We start from the raw sequence: 19,049 nt of genomic DNA on the forward strand, positions 1-19,049 counted from the left end.
GTTAAGTCGCCTAGGTAATTCTAGTGCGCTAACCTGCGTACAGAAAGACATGTCCGCCTTGCAAGCAGCACTGTAGACAGGCACCTTCCTACACACATCTCGGGGGAGCAAATCTATGACCGGTCCGTACCCGCCCGATTACGGCGCTGGACCGACCGGCCCGCAAATGTATTCGCAATCACTTCCGTATCCGGAAAATGTGCCGTCGGCGTACCCGGCAATGCTGCCGCCGCCGGTGCCGTACCGGAAAAAGAGGCGGTGGCCGGTCGTTCTGGGCGCCCTGGTGGCACTCGCGTTGGTCGCGGCCATCGTCGCGGTCATCGCCAGATCGGGCGGCGGCGACGATGCCCCGGGTTCGAGTGCGCTCAGCGACTCGTCAGCGAGGGCCGCCATCCAGGATTATCTCGATGCGCTGACCAACGGCGACAACGAGACCGTCGCCCGGCACACCCTGTGCGGGCTGTTCGATGCGGTGAAGGAGAAGCGCTCCGATCTGGCGCTAGCCCGCCTGTCCGGCGACGCCTTCCGCAAGCAGTACCGGCAGGCCGAGGTCACGTCGATCGACAAGATCGTGCAGCCCTCACCCCACCAGGCGCAGGTGTTGTTCACGATGCGGGTGACGCCGGCCGGATCGCGGCGCAATCAGAGCGACACCCGCGAACAGCAGGCCGTCGCTCAGCTGTTGGCGCACGACAACGAGATCTTGGTGTGCTCCTACCTGCCGCGCACGTCGGGGCAGTACTGAGCGACTGCGATCAGCCGCGGATCAGTTGAACGAGTCGCCGCAGGCGCACGAACCCGTGGCGTTGGGGTTGTCGATGGTGAAACCCTGCTTCTCGATGGTGTCGACGAAGTCGATGGTCGCGCCCTGCACATACGGCGCGCTCATCCGGTCCACCGTCAGGTTCACGCCGCCGAACTCCGCGGTCAGGTCGCCGTCGAGCGACCGGTCATCGAAGAACAGGTTGTAGCGCAATCCAGCGCACCCACCCGGCTGCACGGCGATGCGCAGGGCGAGGTCGTCGCGGCCCTCCTGGTCGAGCAACGCCTTGGCCTTGGCGGCAGCAGCATCGGTCAGGATCACACCGTGGGTGGCGGTCGCCGTGCCCGGGGTTCCTGCCGACTCTTCCTGAACTGTCATTACGTCTCCTGTAGGCCTCATTGTCGTGGCGCGTACTGAATCAACGGTACCTCCTTTCGCCGCTATTCCCGAGTTTGTCCCCAGGCCGCCGCCGCCCGTCGGCGCGGAAGTAACCTGGCAGGCGTGAACCTGCTGGGCCGCAAGAAAGACGACAAGCCGAACACCGACGCATCGGATGCCGATGTGGCGGAGAACACGGATTCGGAGGCGCAGTCCGACCGGCCCGGCGGCACCACCCCACCCAAGGGCAGGCCGACGCCCAAGCGCGACCAGGCCGCCCGCAAGCGCGGACCGGTGGCGCCGGCCCCGATGACGGCCGCCGAGGCGCGGCGCCGCCGCAAGGAGATGCGCAACAAGATGAGCCGCGAGGAGCGGCGCGAGGAGAAGGCGGCGCGCCGCGAGCAGATGAACGAACGGCGCGACCGGATGATGGCCGGCGACGAGGCCTACCTGCTCCCCCGCGACAAGGGTCCGGTGCGCCGCTACGTCCGCGATGTGGTCGACGCCCGCCGCAACGTGCTCGGATTGTTCATGCCCTCGGCCCTCGGTCTGATCTTCGTGATGCTCGCGGTGCCCTCGGTCCAGGTCCAGCGGCTGATCTCACCCTTGATGCTCGTGCTGGTGCTGATCATGGTGATCGACGGCTTCATCCTCGGTCGACGGGTCAACAAGCTGGTCGACGAGAAGTTCCCGGACAACACCGAAGGCGGCTGGAAGCTCGGCTTCTACGCGGCCAGCCGCGCGTCGCAGCTGCGGCGCATGCGCGCACCGCGCCCGCAGGTGAACCGCGGCGAAAAGGTCACCTGAGCCCGGTGCGCACCCTGGTGCTCGGCGGCATCCGGTCGGGTAAGTCGCAGTGGGCCGAAACCGCACTCGCCGCCGAGGCGGCCGACGCGCAGCCGATGCGCTATCTCGCGACCGGACCCTCGCCCGCCGATGATCCCGAGTGGGCGGCCCGGGTGACGGCGCACCGAGAGCGTCGCCAGGATCGCTGGGAGACCGTCGAAACCACCGACGTGGCAACGCAATTGCGCACCCAGCCGATCGCGACCCTGGTCGACGACGTCGGCTCGTGGCTGACCGCGGCGATGGACCGATCGGATGCGTGGGCGGGCGGCTCGATCGCGGCCGACGTCGACGACCTGCTCGGCGCCGTCGACGGGTTTTCGGCTCCGCTGGCGCTGGTCAGCCCCGAGGTGGGGTTGACCGTCGTGCCCGCGACGGACGCCGGCCGCCGCTTCGCCGACGAGCTGGGCACGCTCAACCAGCGGCTCGCCGCGCTCTGTGACCGCGTGGTTCTCGTCGTCGCCGGCCAACCGCTCGCCGTCAAGGAGCCGGCGTGACGGACTTCCCGCCCGTCCAGCCGCCGGACGCGCAGGCGGCCGCCGCGGCGCGGGCGCGGCAGGACCGGCTCACAAAGCCGAAGGGATCGCTGGGCAGGCTGGAGGACCTCTCCGTGTGGATCGCCTCGTGTCAGGGCGTGTGCCCGCCGCGGCCGGTGCAGCGGCCCCGGGTCGTGGTGTTCGCCGGTGACCACGGCGTCGCCAAGGCCGGCGTATCGGCCTATCCGGCCGACGTCACCGCGCAGATGGTCGCCAACTTCGACGCCGGCGGCGCAGCGATCAGCGTGCTGGCCGAGACCGCGGGCGCGACCGTGCGCGTCGTCGACATCGCCGTCGACACCGACGAACCGCACTCAGCTGCGATCGGTGTGCACAAGGTACGCCGCGGCAGCGGCAACATCGCGGTCGAGGATGCATTGAGCCCCGAGGAGGTCGAGGCCGCGCTGGGGGCCGGCCGCCGCATCGTCGACGACGAGGTCGACTCCGGCGCCGATCTGTTGATCGCGGGCGATATGGGCATCGGGAACACCACTCCCGCAACGACTTTGATCGCAGCGCTCACCGACACAGAGCCGGTCGCGATCGTTGGGCGCGGGACGGGCGTCGACGACGCGGGCTGGGCGCGTAAGACCGCCGCAGTCCGCGATGCGCTGTACAGGTGCTGGGACAGCCGCACCGATCCCGTTGCGCTGCTGAGGATCTGCGGCGGGGCGGACATCGCGGCGATGACGGGATTCTGCGCCCAGGCGGCGGTGCGGCGGACGCCGGTGCTGCTCGACGGGCTGGTGGTGAGCGCGGCCGCGCTGCTGGCCGAACGCCTCGTGCCGGGCGCCCGCCAGTGGTGGCAGGCCGGGCACCTGTCCACTGAACCCGCTCACGAGGTGGCGCTGAACCGGCTGGGGCTGGAGCCGATCCTCGACATGCGCATGCGCCTCGGCGAAGGCACCGGCGCCGCGCTCGCGCTGTCGGTCGTGCGAGCCGCGGTCGCGACGTTGACGTCGATGGCGACGTTCGACGAGGCGGGCGTCACGGCCGAGGATCCTAGCTCGTGATCCGTTCGCTTGCAGGGGCTTTCGCGTTCGGCACCGTGGCGCCGGTGCGCAGCACGACCGCGGTCGGGCGCGGGGCGCTGACGGCGTTGCCGGTGGCGGGAGCGGTGATCGGCGCGCTGGCCGCGGGAGTGGTGTGGGCGGCGTCGTGGGCGTTCGGGGCGGGCGCGCTGGCCGGGGTGCTCGCGGTGGCCGTCATCGTGGGCGCGACCCGCGGCCTGCATATCGACGGGCTGGCCGACACCGCCGACGGTCTGGGGTGTTACGGCCCCCCGCAGCGCGCCCTCGAGGTGATGCGTGACGGCTCCGCGGGCCCGTTCGGGGTCGTCGCGGTGGTGTTGGTGTTGCTGGTGCAGGGCTTCACGTTCGGCGGGCTGTCTGCGGTCGGGCTGGTGGTCGCCGTCATGGCGGGCCGCGTCGCCGCGGTGCTGGCGTGCCGCCGGGGTGTGCCCGCAGCACAGGGAAGCGCGCTGGGCGCCGGGGTCGCGGGCACGCAGCCGGTGACGGTGGCAGGCGCGTGGGTCGTCGCGGTCGCCGGGCTCGCGGTCCTCGCGGGCCCGCGGCTCTGGCAGGGGCCGCTGGCGCTCGCCGCGGGACTGGCGTGCGGCGCGCTGCTGGTGGCGCACTGTGTGCGACGCTTCGGCGGCATCACCGGCGACGTGCTCGGCGCCGCGATCGAAGTGACGACGACGGTCACGGCGCTGGGGCTCGCGATCCGCTGAGCCGCGCCGGTCTCCAAGAAGTCGCCAAGAATCCGCCAAGGACGGCGTCGGAGCCTTTCGGTACCCGCAAGGGACCCACCATCGAAAGGAAGCCCGACATGTTCGATCTGAGCCGCATCGCCATTGCCGCCGCCGTGGGCGCGCTGGGCATCGCAGCCGTCGTGACCGCAGGCGCCGCCGCGGCCAACACCGTCGACGACACGTTCATCGACGTCCTGAGCCAGCAGGGCATCCAGCCACCGTCCGACTCCGAGGCGATCAGCGTCGCGCGCGACGCCTGCGCTGTGATCGACGGCGGGGGCGACCTCGCCGCCGCCGTCGACGCGGTCTCCAGCACCACCAAGCTGGATTTCGAGGACTCGGCGTTCTTCGTCGGCGCCTCGATCGCGTCCTATTGCCCCGAGCACGAGAGCCTGATCGGCTGACGGCGCGGTGCGGGTGGCCCGGCTCAGCCGAGCCGGGCCATCCAGCCGTGCGTATCGGCGAAGGTGCCGCGCTGGATCCCGGTCAACGTGTCGCGCAGCGCCATCGTGATCTCCCCCGGCCCGCCATCGGCGATGCTGAACTCACCCTCGGCGTGCTTGACCGTGCCGACGGGGGTGATGACGGCGGCCGTTCCGCACGCGAACACCTCGGTGATCTCGCCGGCGGCCGCCTTCTTCTGCCACTCGTCGACATCGATCTTGCGTTCCTCGACGGTGAACCCTGCATCGGTTGCCAACTGCAGCAACGAATCTCGCGTCACGCCGGGAAGGATCGAACCGCTGAGCTCGGGCGTGACCAGCCGCGCCGACCCACCGCTGCCGAAGACGAAGAACAGGTTCATCCCGCCCATCTCCTCGACGAAGCGCCGTTCGGCAGCGTCCAACCACACCACCTGGTCGCAGCCGTTCTCGGCGGCCTGCGCCTGCGCGAGCAGCGATGCGGCGTAGTTGCCCCCGAATTTGGCGGCGCCGGTCCCGCCCGGGCAGGCGCGCACATACTCGGTGGACAGCCACACACTGACCGGTTTGACGCCGCCCTTGAAGTAGGCGCCCGCAGGCGAACCGATGACCATGTAGCGGTACTGCGTCGCCGGCCGCACGCCCAGTCCGGGCTCGGTGGCGAACACGAACGGCCGCAGATACAGCGACTCCTCGCCGCCGGCGGGTGGCACCCACTGCTCGTCGACGGCGATGAGCCGGCGCAGTGACTCGATGAAAACGTCCTCGGGAAGCTCGGGAATCGCGAGCCGGCGCGCCGAGGTCCGCAGCCGGCGCGCGTTGGCCTCCGGCCGGAACGACACCACCGAACCGTCCGCCCAGCGGTAGGCCTTGAGGCCCTCGAAGATCTCCTGCGCGTAGTGCAGCACGATCGCCGACGGATCGAGTTCGATCGGGCCGTACGGGATCACACGCGCGTTGTGCCACCCCTCACCCTCGGCCCCGTCCTTGTGCCAGTCGATCGAGACCATGTGATCGGTGTGGTACCGGCCGAATCCGGGGTTGGCCAGGATCGACGCCCGTACCTCATCGCTCGCCCGGTTCGCATTGCGCTCAACCGTGAACTCGAGGGGGCCGTCAGTCATGCAGCGATTGTATATCCGGGCGCTAGCGGGTTTTTGCCGCGACGAACGGCGGCTTGACCACCTCACACTCGAGGGCGCGGCCTCGGACGTCGACTGCGACGCGTGCCCCGTCGGCGATGTCGGCCGCGGTGTCGATCAAGGCCAGCCCGATGCCGACTTTCAATGTGGGAGAGAAGGTTCCCGACGTCGTCACCCCCACGGGCCGGTCGCCGTCGAGCACCGTGAGGTCGGCCCGCAGCACTCCCCGACCGACGGCCTTCAGTCCACGCAGCAGCCGGGGCGGCCCGGCCTCCTTCTCGGCGAGCAGCGCGTCGCGGCCCCAGAACGCGTCCTTGCGCCAGCCGATGGCCCACCCGCAACGGGCCTGCAGCGGCGAGAAATCCAGCGACAGTTCGTGACCGTGTAGCGGATAGCCCATCTCGGTGCGCAGGGTGTCGCGCGCGCCCAGTCCGGCGGGCTCGCCACCCGCGGCCGTGACGGCCTCGAGCAGTGCGTCGAACACCACGTCGGACCGGTCCCACGGGGGAAGCAGCTCATAACCGTGCTCGCCGGTGTAACCGGTGCGGCACACCCGCACGGGCACCCCGGCGAACTCGGCGTCGGCGTAACCCATGTAGTCCATGTCCGTCGGCAGCCCCAACCCGCCGACCACCTCGGCCGACTTCGGCCCCTGCACCGCCAGCACCGCAAACGAGCGGTGCTCGTCGGTGATGGTGAGCCCGGCCGGTGCCCGCTCCTGCAGCGCCGCGACGACCGCGGCGGTGTTGGCGGCGTTGGGCACCAGGAAGATCTCCTCATCGGAGACGTAGTAGGCGATCAGGTCGTCGATCACGCCACCGGAGTCGTTGCAGCACAACGTGTATTGCGCCTTGCCCCGGCCGATGCGGCGCAGATCGTTGGTGAACGCGGAGTTGACGTAATCGGCGGCGCCCGGTCCACGCACCAGTGCCTTGCCCAGATGGCTGACGTCGAAGAGCCCGACGGTGTTGCGGGTGGAGGTGTGCTCGCTGACCGTTCCCGCGTACGAGACGGGCATCAACCAGCCGCCGAATTCGGCGAAGTTCGCGCCCAGTTCGCGGTGGCGGTCTTCCAGCGGGCCCTTCAACACGTTGGTCACGCCGATCCACCCTAATGGGGACGCTCAGTTGGCACACTTGTGCAGGTGGTCGATCTCGACGCGCTGCAAGCCGCCGGGATCGCCGACGCCCACGATCGGGCGGGGCTGATCGCCTACCTCGACTCGCTGGGGTTCACCGCCGAGGACATGGTCGAGGCCGAACGGCGGGGCCGGCTCTTCGGCCTCGCCGGAGACGTCCTGCAGTGGTCCGGCCCGCCCACCGTCACGCTGCGGGCGGCCGCCGAGCGGCTCGGGGTGCCGCTCGCCGATCTCACCCACGCCTGGCAGGCGCTCGGCCTGCGGGTCACCGGCCCCGACGTACCCGCACTGAGCACCGCCGACGTCGACGCACTGCAGTCCTGGCGCACGATCAGCGCGGTGACGGGCCCGGACGCCGCGCTCAACTTCTTGCGGATCATCGGTGCGACGATGGCGCGGCTCGCCGAGGCCAGCGGATCGATGATCCGGCTCGCCCAGCCGGACCTGCTGATGACCCACACCCACGACGAGCTCACCACCGCACGGGCCTACCGCGCCGTCGCCGAGCTGGTGCCCGGCATCTCGGCGCTGATGGACTCGGTGTGGCGCCACCACATCACCAGCGCCAGGGCCTACTTCGAGAACGTCATCCACGACTCGACGGCGATGGTGACCTGCGGTGTCGGGTTCGCCGACCTGTCCGGGTTCACGGTGCTGACCCAGCGCCTGAGCCCGACGGAGCTGTCCGACCTGTTGGTCGAGTTCAGCGGCGCGGTGAGCGACGTGGTGCACGGCGACGGCGGCCGGGTGGTCAAGTTCATCGGCGACGAGGTGATGTGGGTGAACTCCGACCCGGAACAGCTGCTCGAGGCGGCGAGGGACCTGGTCGACTATCCGCGGGCCCGCGAGAGCGGCCTGGGTGTGCGGGCCGGGCTCGGGTACGGCCTGGTGCTCGCCATCGGGGGCGACTACTTTGGCACCCCGGTCAACCTGGCCGCGCGGCTGGTCAGCGCGGCGGCCCCCGGCCAGATCCTCGCCGCGGGCGACGTGCTCGACGCGCTGCCCGGCCACCCCGCGACCCCGCTGGAACCCTTGACGCTCAAGGGGTTCGAGGGCCCGGTCACGGCCTACGACCTGCACGCCGGCTCCTGAAGCTAGGGTTGGGCTTCGTGAGCCCTGCAACCGCCGGATACCAAGCCCCCATCGTCACCGTCAGCTCCTCGCTGCCCAAACGCAAGGTCGACGCCTCGGTGCTGATCGTGCCCGTGGTCAACGGTGACGACGACTCCTCGGCGAAGGTGTTGGCCAGCCCGTTCCTCGACACGTCGGCCGTCGCCGAGATCGAGACCACGCTGGCGGCGCTCGGCGCCAAGGCAGGCAGCGAGCAGGTGACGCGCGTCGTGGCGCCGTCGCTCCCGGTGGGCAGCGTGCTGGCGGTCGGGCTCGGCAAGCGGCGCGACAGTTACTCACCCGACGCGGTGCGCCGCGCCGCGGGTGTCGCCGCCCGTTCGCTCAACGGCACCGAGTCGGTGGTGACCACGCTGTCGGGTGTGGACCTGACCGCGGCGATCGAGGGGCTGATCCTGGGCGCGTACCGGTTCAGCGACTTCCGCAGCGAGAAGACCGCCCCGAAGGACGCCGGCCTGCGCGAGATCACCGCGCTGGCTCCCGACACCAAGTCTCCCACCAAGGAGTCCGCGCAGCGCGCGGCGGACATTGCGACGGCAGTGGCCACCGCTCGTGATTTCGTCAACACGCCGCCCAGCCATCTCTTTCCCGACGAGTTCGCCCGGCGCGCAAAGGCTTTGGGTGATGCGGCCGGACTGTCGGTCGAGATCCTCGACGAGAAGGCGCTGGAGAAGGCGGGTTACGGCGGCATCATCGGCGTCGGCAAGGGGTCGTCACGGCCGCCGAGGTTGGTGCGGTTGACGCACAAGGGCGCCAAGCGCAAGGGCAAGGGCAAGAAGGTTGCGCTGGTCGGCAAGGGCATCACGTTCGACACCGGCGGCATCTCGATCAAGCCCGCGGCGAACATGCACCACATGACCTCCGACATGGGCGGCGCCGCGGCCGTCATCGCGACGGTCGTGCTGGCCGCCAAGCAGAAGCTGCCGATCGACGTCATCGCCACGGTGCCGATGGCCGAGAACATGCCGTCGGCGACCGCGCAGCGACCCGGCGACGTGCTGACCCAGTACGGCGGCATCACGGTCGAGGTGCTCAACACCGACGCCGAGGGCAGGCTCATCCTGGCCGACGCGATCGTGCGGGCCGGTGAGGACGAACCGGACTACCTGATCGAGACCTCGACGCTGACCGGCGCGCAGACCGTCGCGCTCGGCTCCCGCACACCGGGCGTCATGGGCAGCGACGAGTTCCGCGACCGGGTGGCGAGGATTTCGCAGGCCGTCGGCGAAAACGCCTGGCCCATGCCGTTGCCGGAGGAACTCAAGGACGACCTCAAGTCGACGGTCGCCGATCTCGCCAACGTCAGCGGATCCCGCTTCGCCGGGATGCTGGTGGCCGGCACATACCTGCGCGAATTCGTGCGCGAGGGCGTGCAGTGGGCCCACATCGACATCGCAGGCCCGGCGTACAACACGTCAGGCCCGTGGGGCTACACCGGCAAGGGCGGCACGGGTGTGCCGACGCGGACGATGTTCGCGGTCCTGGAAGATATAGCCGCGAGCGGCTGATCCGGTAGTAGCGGTGAGCGGCTAGAGGACCTTCCCGCGCGCGGTGCTGCGCATCACCTGCGGCAGCAGGTGCGCGACGCCGTAGACGATGTGTGCCTCGGGGGCGACGGGGCGGATCGGTTTGTTCTTCTTGACCGACGAGACGATCGCGTTGGCGACCTTGTCGGGACCGTACTTGCGCCGGGAGAACGCCTTCTCCAGCTGCGCGCGACGGGCTTCGACCTTGTCCAGCTTGGACGCGGGCGCGTCGAAGCGGGTGGTGTGCACGATGTTGGTGTCGATGACACCGGGGCACACGGTGGTCAGGCCGACACCCGCCTGATCCAGTTCGGCGCGCAGGCAGTCGCCGAACATGAACACCGCCGCCTTGCTGGTGGCGTACGCGTTCATCGACTGCTGCGGCGAGTACGCCGCCATCGACGAGATGTTCACGACGTGACCGCCCAGCCCGCGGTCGACCAGTCGGCGGCCAAATGACCTGCAGCAGTTGACGACTCCGCCGAAGTTGATGGCCAGCACGCGGTCGTACTCCTCGCGCGGGGTGTCGAGGAACATGCCCGCGTGCCCGACACCCGCGTTGTTGACCACGATGTCGGGCACGCCGTGATCGGCGCACACCTCGTCGGCGAACCGCTCGACGGCGTCGGCGTCGGACACATCGACGGTGTAGGCGTGCGCGACTCCGCCGCGGGCGGCGATCTGGGCCGCGGTCTCCTTCACGGTGCCCTCGTCGACGTCGCTGACGACGATCTCGGCACCCTCGCGGGCGAAGGCAAGCGCCGTCGCACGTCCGATGCCGCTGCCCGCACCGGTCACCGAAACCAGTGTGTCGCTGAAGTATTCGCGCGGCCGGCCGACCTGCGCGCGCAATAGCTCACGCGCCGATGGCTCGCCCTCGAGATAGTCGACGAGCTGCTCGACCGACGTGGCGACGGCCTGCGGATGCGACATCGGCGACCAGTGCCCGGCGGCGATGTCGCGGCGCCACAGCCGCGCCACCCACCGGCGGGTGTCCTCGTAGACGTGCGGCCGGACGAACGGATCTCTGGTGTTGACGATCAGCTGCACCGGAACGTCGACGTAGTGGTCCTTGCGTCCCGGCGCCATCGACCGCAGGTAGTTGGCGCCGTACACCTTGACGCCCTTCGCGGCGTCGGACTTGTAGGTCGCCGAATGGTGCAGTTGCTCGCGCGGGATGCCGTCGCGCACCAACAGGATCTGGCGCACGAACTCGGCGACGAAGGCGCGCACCGCCAGCGGGGCCACCACCGGAATCGAGAAGAACCCCATGTACGAGAACGACAGGAACTGGCTCAGCGCGCGCACGAACCGGCGCGGGCGCCACGGGCGCATCAGGGCGCCGGTGATGAAGACGTTGAGGTGATCGATGCTGGGACCCGAGATCGAGGTGAACGACGCGATCCGGTCGCCGGCGCCGGGCCGGGCCAGGTACTCCCACATGGCCGCCGAACCCCAGTCGTGGGCGAGCACGTGCACCGGCCCGCCCGGGCTGACCGCGGCGACGACCGCTTCGAAGTCGTCGGCGTACTTCGACATGCGGTAGGCCGAAACCCGTTTGGGCCCAGTCGATTCCCCGACGCCCCGGTTGTCGTAGCGCACGATGCGGAACCGCTCGGCCAGCAGGGGTACCACTCCGTCCCACAGGACGTGCGTATCCGGCCACCCGTGCACGAGAACCAGCGTGGGACGGTCTGGGTTGCCCTCTTCGTAGACCGCGATCCGCACGTCATCCGTGCTGTCGACGAATCGCTGCGCGATCTCCCCCATCACACCTCCCGTGAATTGGCGGAACCGCCGGTACCGTATCAGTGCTGCGGCTAGCGCTCCTCGAGTTCGCGCCGCACCGCACGTCGGCGCTCGATCCGGCGCCGCTCGTCGTAGTCGCGCATCCGCTGCGGATAGCCCACTTTCTGCACGTCATAGACGGGGATCTTCAGCCGATCGGACAGCTTGCGGGCACCCGCGTCTCCCCCGGCGCGACGCCGCGTCCACTCGCCGTCGGCGGCGACCAGCACGACGGTGACATCGGTGACGGTGGTCTTCGGTTCGACGAACGCTTCCACGCCGGTGTGGTCGGCGACCCACTGGCGCAGGTAGTTCAGATCGGCGGCGGGATCGTCGCGCGGGCCTTTGGACCCGCGCCTGCCGCGCCGGAACCTGTCGAGGACTCCCACTCCCGTCCGTTCTCCCTCCGATAGCTCTTTCGATAGTGCCAGAGCGTTGGGTCGGACAGTCTGCGGCGAACTGCGCGTCCGGACGTGACAGGATGGGTATGAAGACAATCACCCCAGCACGATCGACGACCGTTCAAGGGAGCGAGGGAGTCAATCACATGGCCATCTCTGTTCAGATGCCCGCACTCGGTGAGAGCGTTACCGAGGGGACTGTCACCCGATGGCTCAAGCAAGAGGGTGACACGGTCGAACAAGATGAGCCGTTGCTCGAAGTCTCCACCGACAAGGTCGACACCGAGATCCCCGCGCCCGCTTCCGGTGTCCTGAAGAAGATCATCGCCCAAGAGGACGACACCGTTGAGGTGGGCGGCGAGCTCGCGGTCATCGGCGACGCCGACGAGGACGGGGGTGACTCCGGAGGCTCCGACGAGGACGAAGGCGACACCGACGGCTCCGACGAAGCCGACGAGGAGCCCGAGGACCAGGAGGAGCCCGCCGAGGAGGAGAAGCCGGCAGAGGAGCCCGCCGCGCAGTCCGAAACCGCCTCCGAGGAGACGGAATCAGAACCCGAGCCCAAGGCCAAGCCCGCCGCGAAGTCCTCGGGTAAGGCGACACCGGTGCTGATGCCCGAACTCGGCGAGTCGGTCACCGAAGGCACCGTGACCCGTTGGCTGAAGAAGGTCGGCGACAGCGTGGAGGTCGACGAGCCGCTACTGGAGGTCTCGACGGACAAGGTCGACACCGAGATCCCCTCGCCCGTGGCGGGCACGCTGATCGAGATCGTCGCCGAAGAAGACGACACCGTCGAGGTGGGTGGCGAACTGGCCAAGATCGGCGATGCCGATGCACAGGCCGAACCGGAGCCCGAGCCCGAGCCCGAACCCGAACCGAAGCAGGAGTCGAAGAAAGAGCCCGAGCCGGAACCCAAGCAAGAGGCCAAGTCGGAACCCAAGTCGGAACCCAAGCCCGAGCCGAAATCCGACTCGAAGCCGGAGCCCAAGCCCCAACCGAAGTCCGAACCGGAGCCGTCGAGCGACTCGGGGTCCTACGTCACCCCGTTGGTGCGAAAGCTGGCCGCGGAGAACAACGTTGACCTCGCCAGCGTGAAGGGCACCGGGGTCGGTGGACGGATCCGCAAGCAGGACGTCCTGGCGGCTGCGGAGTCGAGCAAGGCCCCGTCGACCGAACAGGCCGCCGAGGCCCCGGGCAAGTCGCCGGCGGCGGCGGCGGCGCCTGCAGACGCCAATGCCTCGCGCGCATCGCTGGCACACCTGCGCGGCACCACGCAGAAGGCCACCCGCATCCGGCAGCTGACCGCCAAGAAGACCCGCGAATCTCTGCAGGCGACAGCGCAATTGACGCAGACCCACGAGGTCGACATGACCAGGATCGTGTCGCTGCGGGCGCGGGCGAAGGCCAACTTCGCCGAACGCGAAGGTGTGAACCTGACCTATCTGCCGTTCATCGCGGTCGCGGTCATCGACGCGCTCAAGGCGCATCCGAACGTCAACGCCAGCTACAACGAAGAGACCAAGGAGATCACCTACTACGACGCCGAGCATCTCGGCATCGCGGTGGACACCGAACAGGGTCTGCTCTCACCGGTCATCAAGAACGCCGGCGACCTGTCACTGGGCGGGCTGGCCCGAGCGATCTCGGACATCGCCGCGCGCGCCAGGTCCGGTGACCTCAAGCCCGACGAGTTGTCCGGCGGGACGTTCACCATCACCAACATCGGCAGCCAGGGCGCACTGTTCGATACGCCGATCCTGGTGCCGCCGCAGGCGGCGATGTTGGGCACGGGTGCGATCGTCAAGCGGCCGCGGGTGATCGCCGACGAGTTCGGCAACGAGTCGATCGGCGTGCGTTCGGTGTGTTACCTGCCGCTGACCTACGATCACCGGTTGATCGACGGTGCGGACGCCGGACGCTTCCTGACCACCGTCAAGCGCCGCCTCGAGGAAGGCGCATTCGAGGCCGATCTGGGCCTGTAGAAGGTTCCGAGAGAAGGGCTTACGCCTGTCGTGTCCGAAGCCGTAATCGCGATCGCGGGATCGTCCGGTCTGATCGGCACGGCTCTGGTCTACGCGCTGCGCGCCACCGACCGCCGTGTGCTCCGCATCGTCCGGCGCGCGCCGTCGAACGCCGACGAGGTGTTCTGGAACCCCGACACCGGAGAGTTCGACCCGGCGACGCTGGCCGGGGTGGATGCCGTGGTCAACCTGTGCGGGGTGAACGTCGGCGAGAAGCGGTGGTCGGGTGCGTTCAAGCAGAGCCTGCGCGACAGCCGCATCGGACCGACCGAGGTGCTGTCCACCGCCGTCGCGGAGGCGGGGGTGCCCGTGCTGGTCAACGCCAGCGCGGTCGGGTACTACGGCGACACGGGACCCCGCGTCACCGACGAGACCGCTCCGGCCGGCGACGGGTTCCTCGCCAATCTCTGCGTCGACTGGGAGGCCGCCACCTGGCCGGCTCGCCAGGACGGCGCCCGGGTGGTGCTGGTGCGGTCGGGACTGGTGTTGGCGCAGGCCGGAGGGATGCTGGGCAGGCTCAAGCCGCTGTTCTCCCTGGGTCTGGGCGCCCGGCTGGGCAACGGCCGCCAGTACATGCCGTGGATCAGCCTGGAGGACGAGATCCGCGCGCTGCTGTTCGCGATCTCGCACGACGAGCTGTCGGGTCCGGTGAACCTGACCGGCCCGGCGCCGGTCACCAACGCCGAGTTCACGACGGCGGTCGGCCGCGCGGTCAACCGCCCGACGCCGTTGATGGTGCCCGGGTTCGCGCTGCGCGCCGCGCTCGGCGAGTTCGCCGACGAGGGTCTGCTCGGCGGTCAACGCGCCATCCCGGCCGCGCTCGAACGGGCCGGTTTCGTCTTCCACCACAACACCATTGGTGAGGCATTGGCGTTCGCCACCGCGTCGCCGGAGTAGCGTCGTCGGTATGGCGGATTCGATTCGTTCGGCGACGGCGCCGGTCGACGTGCGCCGGCTGGGGTCGGTCGAGTACGAGAACGCGTGGCAGCTGCAGCGCACGATCGCCGACCAGCGGGTGGCGGGCGGCCCGGACACGCTCCTGCTTCTCGAGCACCCGCCGGTGTACACCGCGGGGCGGCGCACGCTCGCCGAGGAGCGGCCCCGCCCCGGCGTCGGCGCCACGCCCGTCATCGACACCGACCGCGGCGGGAAGATCACCTGGCACGGGCCCGGTCAGCTCGTCGGCTATCCGATCGTCGGCCTGGCCGAACCGCTGGACGTCGTCAACTTCGTGCGCCGCCTCGAGGAGGCGCTGATCAAGGTCTGCTCCGACCTGGGCGTGCCGGCCGGCCGCGTAGAGGGTCGCTCCGGGGTGTGGGTGCCTTCCGCGGCGAGCCGCGAATCCGGTACCGACGAAACCGGTCCGGCCCGCAAGATCGCCGCCATCGGGATCCGGGTGTCGCGGGCGACGACGCTGCACGGGTTCGCGCTGAACTGCGACTGCGACCTGTCGGCGTATTCGGCGATCGTGCCGTGCGGAATCGCGGACGCCGGGGTCACTTCGCTGACGGCTGAACTGGGGCGTCGCGTCGCGGTCGCCGACGTCGCCGACCCGGTGGCCGAGGCCGTGTGCGATGCGCTCGACGGTCGGCTGGTAGTAGCGTTGACGTAGTGACTGTCGCTCGTTCATCCAATGTCGCCGGCCATGCGGCTCCGGAAGGCCGGCGACTGCTGCGTCTCGAGGTCCGCAACGCCGAGACGCCGATCGAGCGCAAGCCGCCATGGATCAAGACCCGCGCCCGGATGGGTCCGGAGTACCAAGAGCTCAAGGCGCTGGTGAAGCGCGAGGGTCTGCACACCGTCTGCGAAGAGGCCGGCTGCCCCAACATCTTCGAATGCTGGGAGGACCGCGAGGCTACCTTCCTGATCGGCGGTGAGCAGTGCACGCGCCGGTGCGATTTCTGCCAGATCGACACGGGCAAGCCGGCCGAGCTCGACCGCGACGAGCCGCGCCGGGTCGCCGAGAGCGTGCAGGCGATGGGGTTGCGCTACTCGACGGTGACCGGTGTGGCCCGCGACGACCTGCCCGACGGCGGCGCGTGGCTGTACGCCGAGACGGTCCGCGCGATCAAAGCGCTCAACCCGAACACCGGCGTCGAGTTGCTGATCCCCGACTTCAACGGTGATCCGGATCTGCTGCGCCAGGTGTTCGATTCGCGCCCAGAAGTGTTGGCGCACAACGTCGAAACAGTTCCGCGGATCTTCAAACGCATCCGGCCGGCCTTCCGGTACGAGCGCAGCCTCGAGGTCCTGACCGCGGCGCGCGAATACGGGTTGGTGACGAAGTCGAACCTGATCCTCGGCATGGGCGAGACGCCCGAGGAGGTGCGCACCGCGCTGACCGATCTGCACGACGCGGGTTGCGACATCGTCACCATCACGCAGTACCTGCGGCCGTCGGTGCGCCACCACCCCGTGGAGCGCTGGGTGCACCCCGACGAGTTCGTCGAACACGAGCGGTTCGCGCAGGGTCTCGGCTTCGCCGGTGTGCTGGCCGGACCGCTGGTGAGGTCGTCATACCGCGCGGGTCGGCTCTACGCGCAGGCCAAGGCGATTTCGGAGACGGGAGCCGCGACGGCGCCGACATCGGACTCCGTATCCTGAAGCAATGGCGAAATCCCGCAACCCTGAGGCCCTGAAGGCCGCGAAGGCCGAGGCCAAGGCGGCCCGCAAGGCAGCGTCGAAAGAACGCCGCAGCCAGCTGTGGCAGGCGTTCCAGATGCAGCGCAAGGAGGACAAGCGCCTCCTGCCGTACATGATCGGCGCGTTCGTGCTGATCGTCGCCGCCTCGGTGGCTCTCGGCCTCTTCGCCGGCGGCTTCACCACCTACATGATGATCCCGCTGGGCATCGTGCTCGGCGCGCTGGTGGCGTTCATCATCTTCGGCAGGCGCGCGCAGAAGTCGGTGTACAGCAAGGCCGAGGGCCAGACGGGCGCCGCGGCCTGGGCGCTGGACAACATGCGGGGCAAGTGGCGCGTGACGCCCGGTGTCGCAGCGACGGGTCACTTCGACGCGGTGCACCGCGTTATCGGCAGGCCCGGCGTGATCTTCGTCGGTGAGGGTTCGCCGACGCGCGTGCGGCCGCTGCTGGCGCAGGAGAAGAAGCGCACGGCTCGGCTGGTCGGCGACACCCCGATCTACGACGTCATCATCGGCAACGGCGAGGGCGAGGTGCCGCTGGCCAAGCTGGAGCGCCACCTCAACAAGCTGCCCGCCAACATCACCGTCAAGCAGATGGACTCGCTCGAGTCGCGGCTGGCCGCGCTCGGCACGAAGGTGGGACCCGCCGCGATGCCCAAGGGTCCGCTGCCGGCACAGGCCAAGATGCGCGGCGTGCAGCGCACCGTTCGCCGCCGCTGACGGCACCGGCGCGCCGCCTTGCCGCCGCGTCGAACACTTCGCGATACTTCCCCGGCCATGTGTACCGCCTGCGAATGGGCACCCCATTTCTCCCGCCGGACAGTGCTGCGCGCGGGCGCGGTGGTCCTCGCGGCGACGGCGGCGAGCGCTTGCTCGGTGACGCCGGAACCCGAGACCGGCACCGAGAACGCAACCGCTGACGTCGTCTTCCGCAACGGCCCGATCTACACCGTCGCGGGACCGCAGCCCTGGGCCCAGGCGGTCGCGGTGCGGGGCAACACCATCGCCCACGTCGGTGACGAGGCGGGCGCGATGGCGCTCGTCGGCCCCGACACCCGGGTCATCGACTTGCAGGGCCGGTTGCTGATGCCCGGCTTCGTCGAGGGCCACATCCACCCGTTTCTCGGCGCCTTCCTCACCTCGGGCGTCGACCTGCAACTGCCGACCGGGGCCGATGCGCTCGCTGCGATCGAGCGGTACGCAAAGGAGCATCCGACCGGGCCGGTGCGCGGATTCGGTTGGCGCGTCGACATGTTCGGCCCCGACGGACCCGACCGGGCCGACCTCGACCGCGTGCTGCCCGACCGGCCGGGGTTCTTCTTCGCCATCGACGGACACAGCCTGTGGGCCAACAGCAAGGCGCTCGAGATCGCGGGCGTGCACCGCGACACCCCCGATCCGATTCCGGGGTTCAGCTACTACATGCGAGATCACAACGGCGACCCGACCGGATACGTGCTGGAGGTGAACGCGGTTCTCGGGCTGGTCGACGCGATCGAGCCGATCTCGCCCGAGACCATGGGACGCCTGCTCGAAACGTGGCTGCCGAAGGCGTCGGCGGCCGGCATCACGTCGGTCTTCGACGCCGGGGTGCCGCCGATCGGCGAGGACCAGGGTGCGCTGATCGGCCTGTACACCGACATCGAGAAGCGCGGAGCGCTGCCGTTCCGGGTGGTGGCGTCCTACAGCGTGCGATCGGCGCCGGTGGACGACGCCGTGCAGAAGCTGACCGATATCCGCGACCGGTTCGCGACCGATCTGGTGCGGGCCGACGTGGTCAAGATCGTCGGCGACGGGACCCAGGGCGGCTACACCGCGTGGTTGCTCGAGCCGTACGCGGACAAACCCGAGTCCTCGGGCGGATCGCCGTTCACCGAACAGCAGTGGCACGAGCTCATCGGCCGGGTCGACGCCGCGGGCTTCGACGTGCACGTCCACGCATGCGGTGAGCGCACCGCCCGCGTCGCGCTGGACGCGATCGAGCGGGCCGTCGCCGCCAATCCCCCGCGTGACCGCAGGCACGCCGTCGCGCACCTGGTGTACGTCGAGGACCCCGACAGCCGGCGCTTCGGCGAGCTCGGCGTCGTCGCGCAGTTCTCGGCCAACTGGATGTCCGCCGATCCCGACACGATGCAGAACATGGCCGCCCGCTACGGCTCGCCGCGCAAAGACATGATGTATCGCCCGCAGGACGTGCTGAAATCGGGCGGGCGCATCTCGCTGGGCACCGATTGGCCTGCGGCGGGCTACTTTTCGACGTACAAACCGCTCGACTCGATCCAGATCGGCGTCACACGTGCGCTCATCGGCGAGCCGGATGCGCCGGTGTTGGCGCCCGCCGACCAACGGCTGACCGTCGCGGAGGCGGTGCACGCGAACACGCTCGGCGCGGCCTACCAGCTCCGGATGGACGACAAGGTGGGCTCACTCGAGGTCGGCAAGCTCGCCGATCTCGTCGTGCTCAGCGAGAACATCTTCGATGTCGACCCGCACGACATCCACCGGGCCGACGTGACGCTGACGATGATGAACGGCCAGATCCGCCACGAGGCCTGATCTGCAGCCG

19 protein-coding genes are annotated in these 19,049 nt (G+C 69.5%); 14 read left to right on the top strand and 5 right to left on the bottom strand.

The window, feature by feature from the left end; all coding sequences use genetic code 11:
• Positions 1 to 115 precede the first annotated feature (115 nt).
• The gene (locus tag A5752_RS16775; RefSeq protein ID WP_067087763.1) at positions 116 to 745 is read left to right on the top strand and encodes an Rv0361 family membrane protein; all 630 of its coding nucleotides are present in this window, start codon (positions 116 to 118) and stop codon (positions 743 to 745) included.
• A gap of 21 nt (positions 746 to 766) precedes the next feature.
• On the opposite strand, the gene A5752_RS16780 is transcribed toward A5752_RS16775, so the two are convergent.
• Positions 767 to 1,141 (bottom strand): HesB/IscA family protein, encoded by a 375-nt coding sequence (locus A5752_RS16780; protein ID WP_067087765.1) that lies wholly within the window; start codon positions 1,139 to 1,141, stop codon positions 767 to 769.
• Positions 1,142 to 1,324: 183 nt separating this feature from the next.
• Between A5752_RS16780 and A5752_RS16785 the strand changes: the two genes are divergently transcribed.
• The 5 genes from A5752_RS16785 to A5752_RS16805 all read left to right on the top strand — a co-directional run bounded on the left by A5752_RS16785 (position 1,325) and on the right by A5752_RS16805 (position 4,680).
• Entirely contained in the window at positions 1,325 to 1,948 is a 624-nt protein-coding gene (locus A5752_RS16785; protein ID WP_231983442.1) for a DUF3043 domain-containing protein, read from the top strand.
• A 5-nt stretch (positions 1,949 to 1,953) separates the two neighbouring features.
• Complete coding sequence (locus A5752_RS16790) at positions 1,954 to 2,484, top strand: bifunctional adenosylcobinamide kinase/adenosylcobinamide-phosphate guanylyltransferase (RefSeq protein ID WP_067087768.1); 531 nt, start codon at positions 1,954 to 1,956, stop codon at positions 2,482 to 2,484.
• Complete coding sequence (gene cobT, locus A5752_RS16795) at positions 2,481 to 3,536, top strand: nicotinate-nucleotide--dimethylbenzimidazole phosphoribosyltransferase (RefSeq protein ID WP_067087770.1); 1,056 nt, start codon at positions 2,481 to 2,483, stop codon at positions 3,534 to 3,536. The genes A5752_RS16790 and cobT overlap by 4 nt, the downstream gene beginning before the upstream one ends.
• Positions 3,533 to 4,255 (top strand): adenosylcobinamide-GDP ribazoletransferase, encoded by a 723-nt coding sequence (locus A5752_RS16800; RefSeq protein ID WP_067087772.1) that lies wholly within the window; start codon positions 3,533 to 3,535, stop codon positions 4,253 to 4,255. Before cobT ends, A5752_RS16800 begins: the two co-directional genes overlap by 4 nt.
• Positions 4,256 to 4,353: 98 nt before the next feature.
• On the top strand, positions 4,354 to 4,680 hold the full coding sequence (locus A5752_RS16805; RefSeq protein ID WP_067087774.1) for a DUF732 domain-containing protein: 327 nt from the start codon (positions 4,354 to 4,356) through the stop codon (positions 4,678 to 4,680).
• A 23-nt stretch (positions 4,681 to 4,703) separates the two neighbouring features.
• On the opposite strand, the gene A5752_RS16810 is transcribed toward A5752_RS16805, so the two are convergent.
• The gene (locus tag A5752_RS16810) at positions 4,704 to 5,822 is read right to left on the bottom strand and encodes a branched-chain amino acid aminotransferase (RefSeq protein ID WP_067087776.1); all 1,119 of its coding nucleotides are present in this window, start codon (positions 5,820 to 5,822) and stop codon (positions 4,704 to 4,706) included.
• 22 nt (positions 5,823 to 5,844) lie between these two features.
• Positions 5,845 to 6,939, bottom strand: a complete 1,095-nt coding sequence (gene gcvT / locus A5752_RS16815; RefSeq protein WP_067087778.1) for a glycine cleavage system aminomethyltransferase GcvT — start codon at positions 6,937 to 6,939, stop codon at positions 5,845 to 5,847.
• Positions 6,940 to 6,984: 45 nt separating this feature from the next.
• On the opposite strand from gcvT, the gene A5752_RS16820 reads away from it, so the two are divergent.
• Together A5752_RS16820 and A5752_RS16825 are read left to right on the top strand one after the other, a co-directional pair.
• On the top strand, positions 6,985 to 8,070 hold the full coding sequence (locus A5752_RS16820; protein ID WP_067088065.1) for an adenylate/guanylate cyclase domain-containing protein: 1,086 nt from the start codon (positions 6,985 to 6,987) through the stop codon (positions 8,068 to 8,070).
• 17 nt (positions 8,071 to 8,087) lie between these two features.
• Positions 8,088 to 9,614 carry a leucyl aminopeptidase gene (locus tag A5752_RS16825; protein ID WP_067088067.1) on the top strand — a complete coding sequence of 509 codons (1,527 nt, stop codon included), beginning with the start codon at positions 8,088 to 8,090 and terminating at the stop codon, positions 9,612 to 9,614.
• A 21-nt stretch (positions 9,615 to 9,635) separates the two neighbouring features.
• Here A5752_RS16825 and A5752_RS16830 read toward each other — a convergent pair whose 3' ends face one another.
• Positions 9,636 to 11,402, bottom strand: a complete 1,767-nt coding sequence (locus A5752_RS16830) for an SDR family oxidoreductase (RefSeq protein WP_067088069.1) — start codon at positions 11,400 to 11,402, stop codon at positions 9,636 to 9,638.
• A gap of 50 nt (positions 11,403 to 11,452) precedes the next feature.
• Positions 11,453 to 11,809, bottom strand: coding sequence for an oxidoreductase (locus tag A5752_RS16835; RefSeq protein ID WP_067087780.1), 357 nt, complete (start codon positions 11,807 to 11,809; stop codon positions 11,453 to 11,455).
• Between the two features lie 158 nt (positions 11,810 to 11,967).
• Here A5752_RS16835 and sucB point away from each other — a divergent pair, with 158 nt between their 5' ends.
• The 6 genes from sucB to A5752_RS16865 are packed head-to-tail and all read left to right on the top strand — an operon-like array spanning position 11,968 to position 19,039.
• Positions 11,968 to 13,803 (top strand): 2-oxoglutarate dehydrogenase, E2 component, dihydrolipoamide succinyltransferase, encoded by a 1,836-nt coding sequence (gene sucB, locus A5752_RS16840; protein ID WP_067087782.1) that lies wholly within the window; start codon positions 11,968 to 11,970, stop codon positions 13,801 to 13,803.
• Between the two features lie 30 nt (positions 13,804 to 13,833).
• Positions 13,834 to 14,739: a TIGR01777 family oxidoreductase gene (locus A5752_RS16845; protein WP_067087784.1), complete on the top strand. Its 906-nt coding sequence runs from the start codon at positions 13,834 to 13,836 to the stop codon at positions 14,737 to 14,739.
• 10 nt (positions 14,740 to 14,749) lie between these two features.
• Positions 14,750 to 15,454, top strand: coding sequence for a lipoyl(octanoyl) transferase LipB (gene lipB, locus A5752_RS16850; RefSeq protein ID WP_067087786.1), 705 nt, complete (start codon positions 14,750 to 14,752; stop codon positions 15,452 to 15,454).
• Positions 15,454 to 16,446, top strand: coding sequence for a lipoyl synthase (gene lipA / locus A5752_RS16855; RefSeq protein WP_067087788.1), 993 nt, complete (start codon positions 15,454 to 15,456; stop codon positions 16,444 to 16,446). The genes lipB and lipA overlap by 1 nt, the downstream gene beginning before the upstream one ends.
• Positions 16,447 to 16,450: 4 nt before the next feature.
• Positions 16,451 to 17,203 (top strand): DUF4191 domain-containing protein, encoded by a 753-nt coding sequence (locus tag A5752_RS16860; RefSeq protein WP_067087790.1) that lies wholly within the window; start codon positions 16,451 to 16,453, stop codon positions 17,201 to 17,203.
• Positions 17,204 to 17,260: 57 nt separating this feature from the next.
• Positions 17,261 to 19,039 carry an amidohydrolase gene (locus A5752_RS16865; protein ID WP_197500654.1) on the top strand — a complete coding sequence of 593 codons (1,779 nt, stop codon included), beginning with the start codon at positions 17,261 to 17,263 and terminating at the stop codon, positions 19,037 to 19,039.
• Positions 19,040 to 19,049 lie beyond the last annotated feature (10 nt).

Origin of the sequence: Mycobacterium sp. 852002-51961_SCH5331710 (genome assembly GCF_001665535.1) — a bacterium.
Taxonomy (GTDB): Bacteria; Actinomycetota; Actinomycetes; order Mycobacteriales; family Mycobacteriaceae; genus Mycobacterium.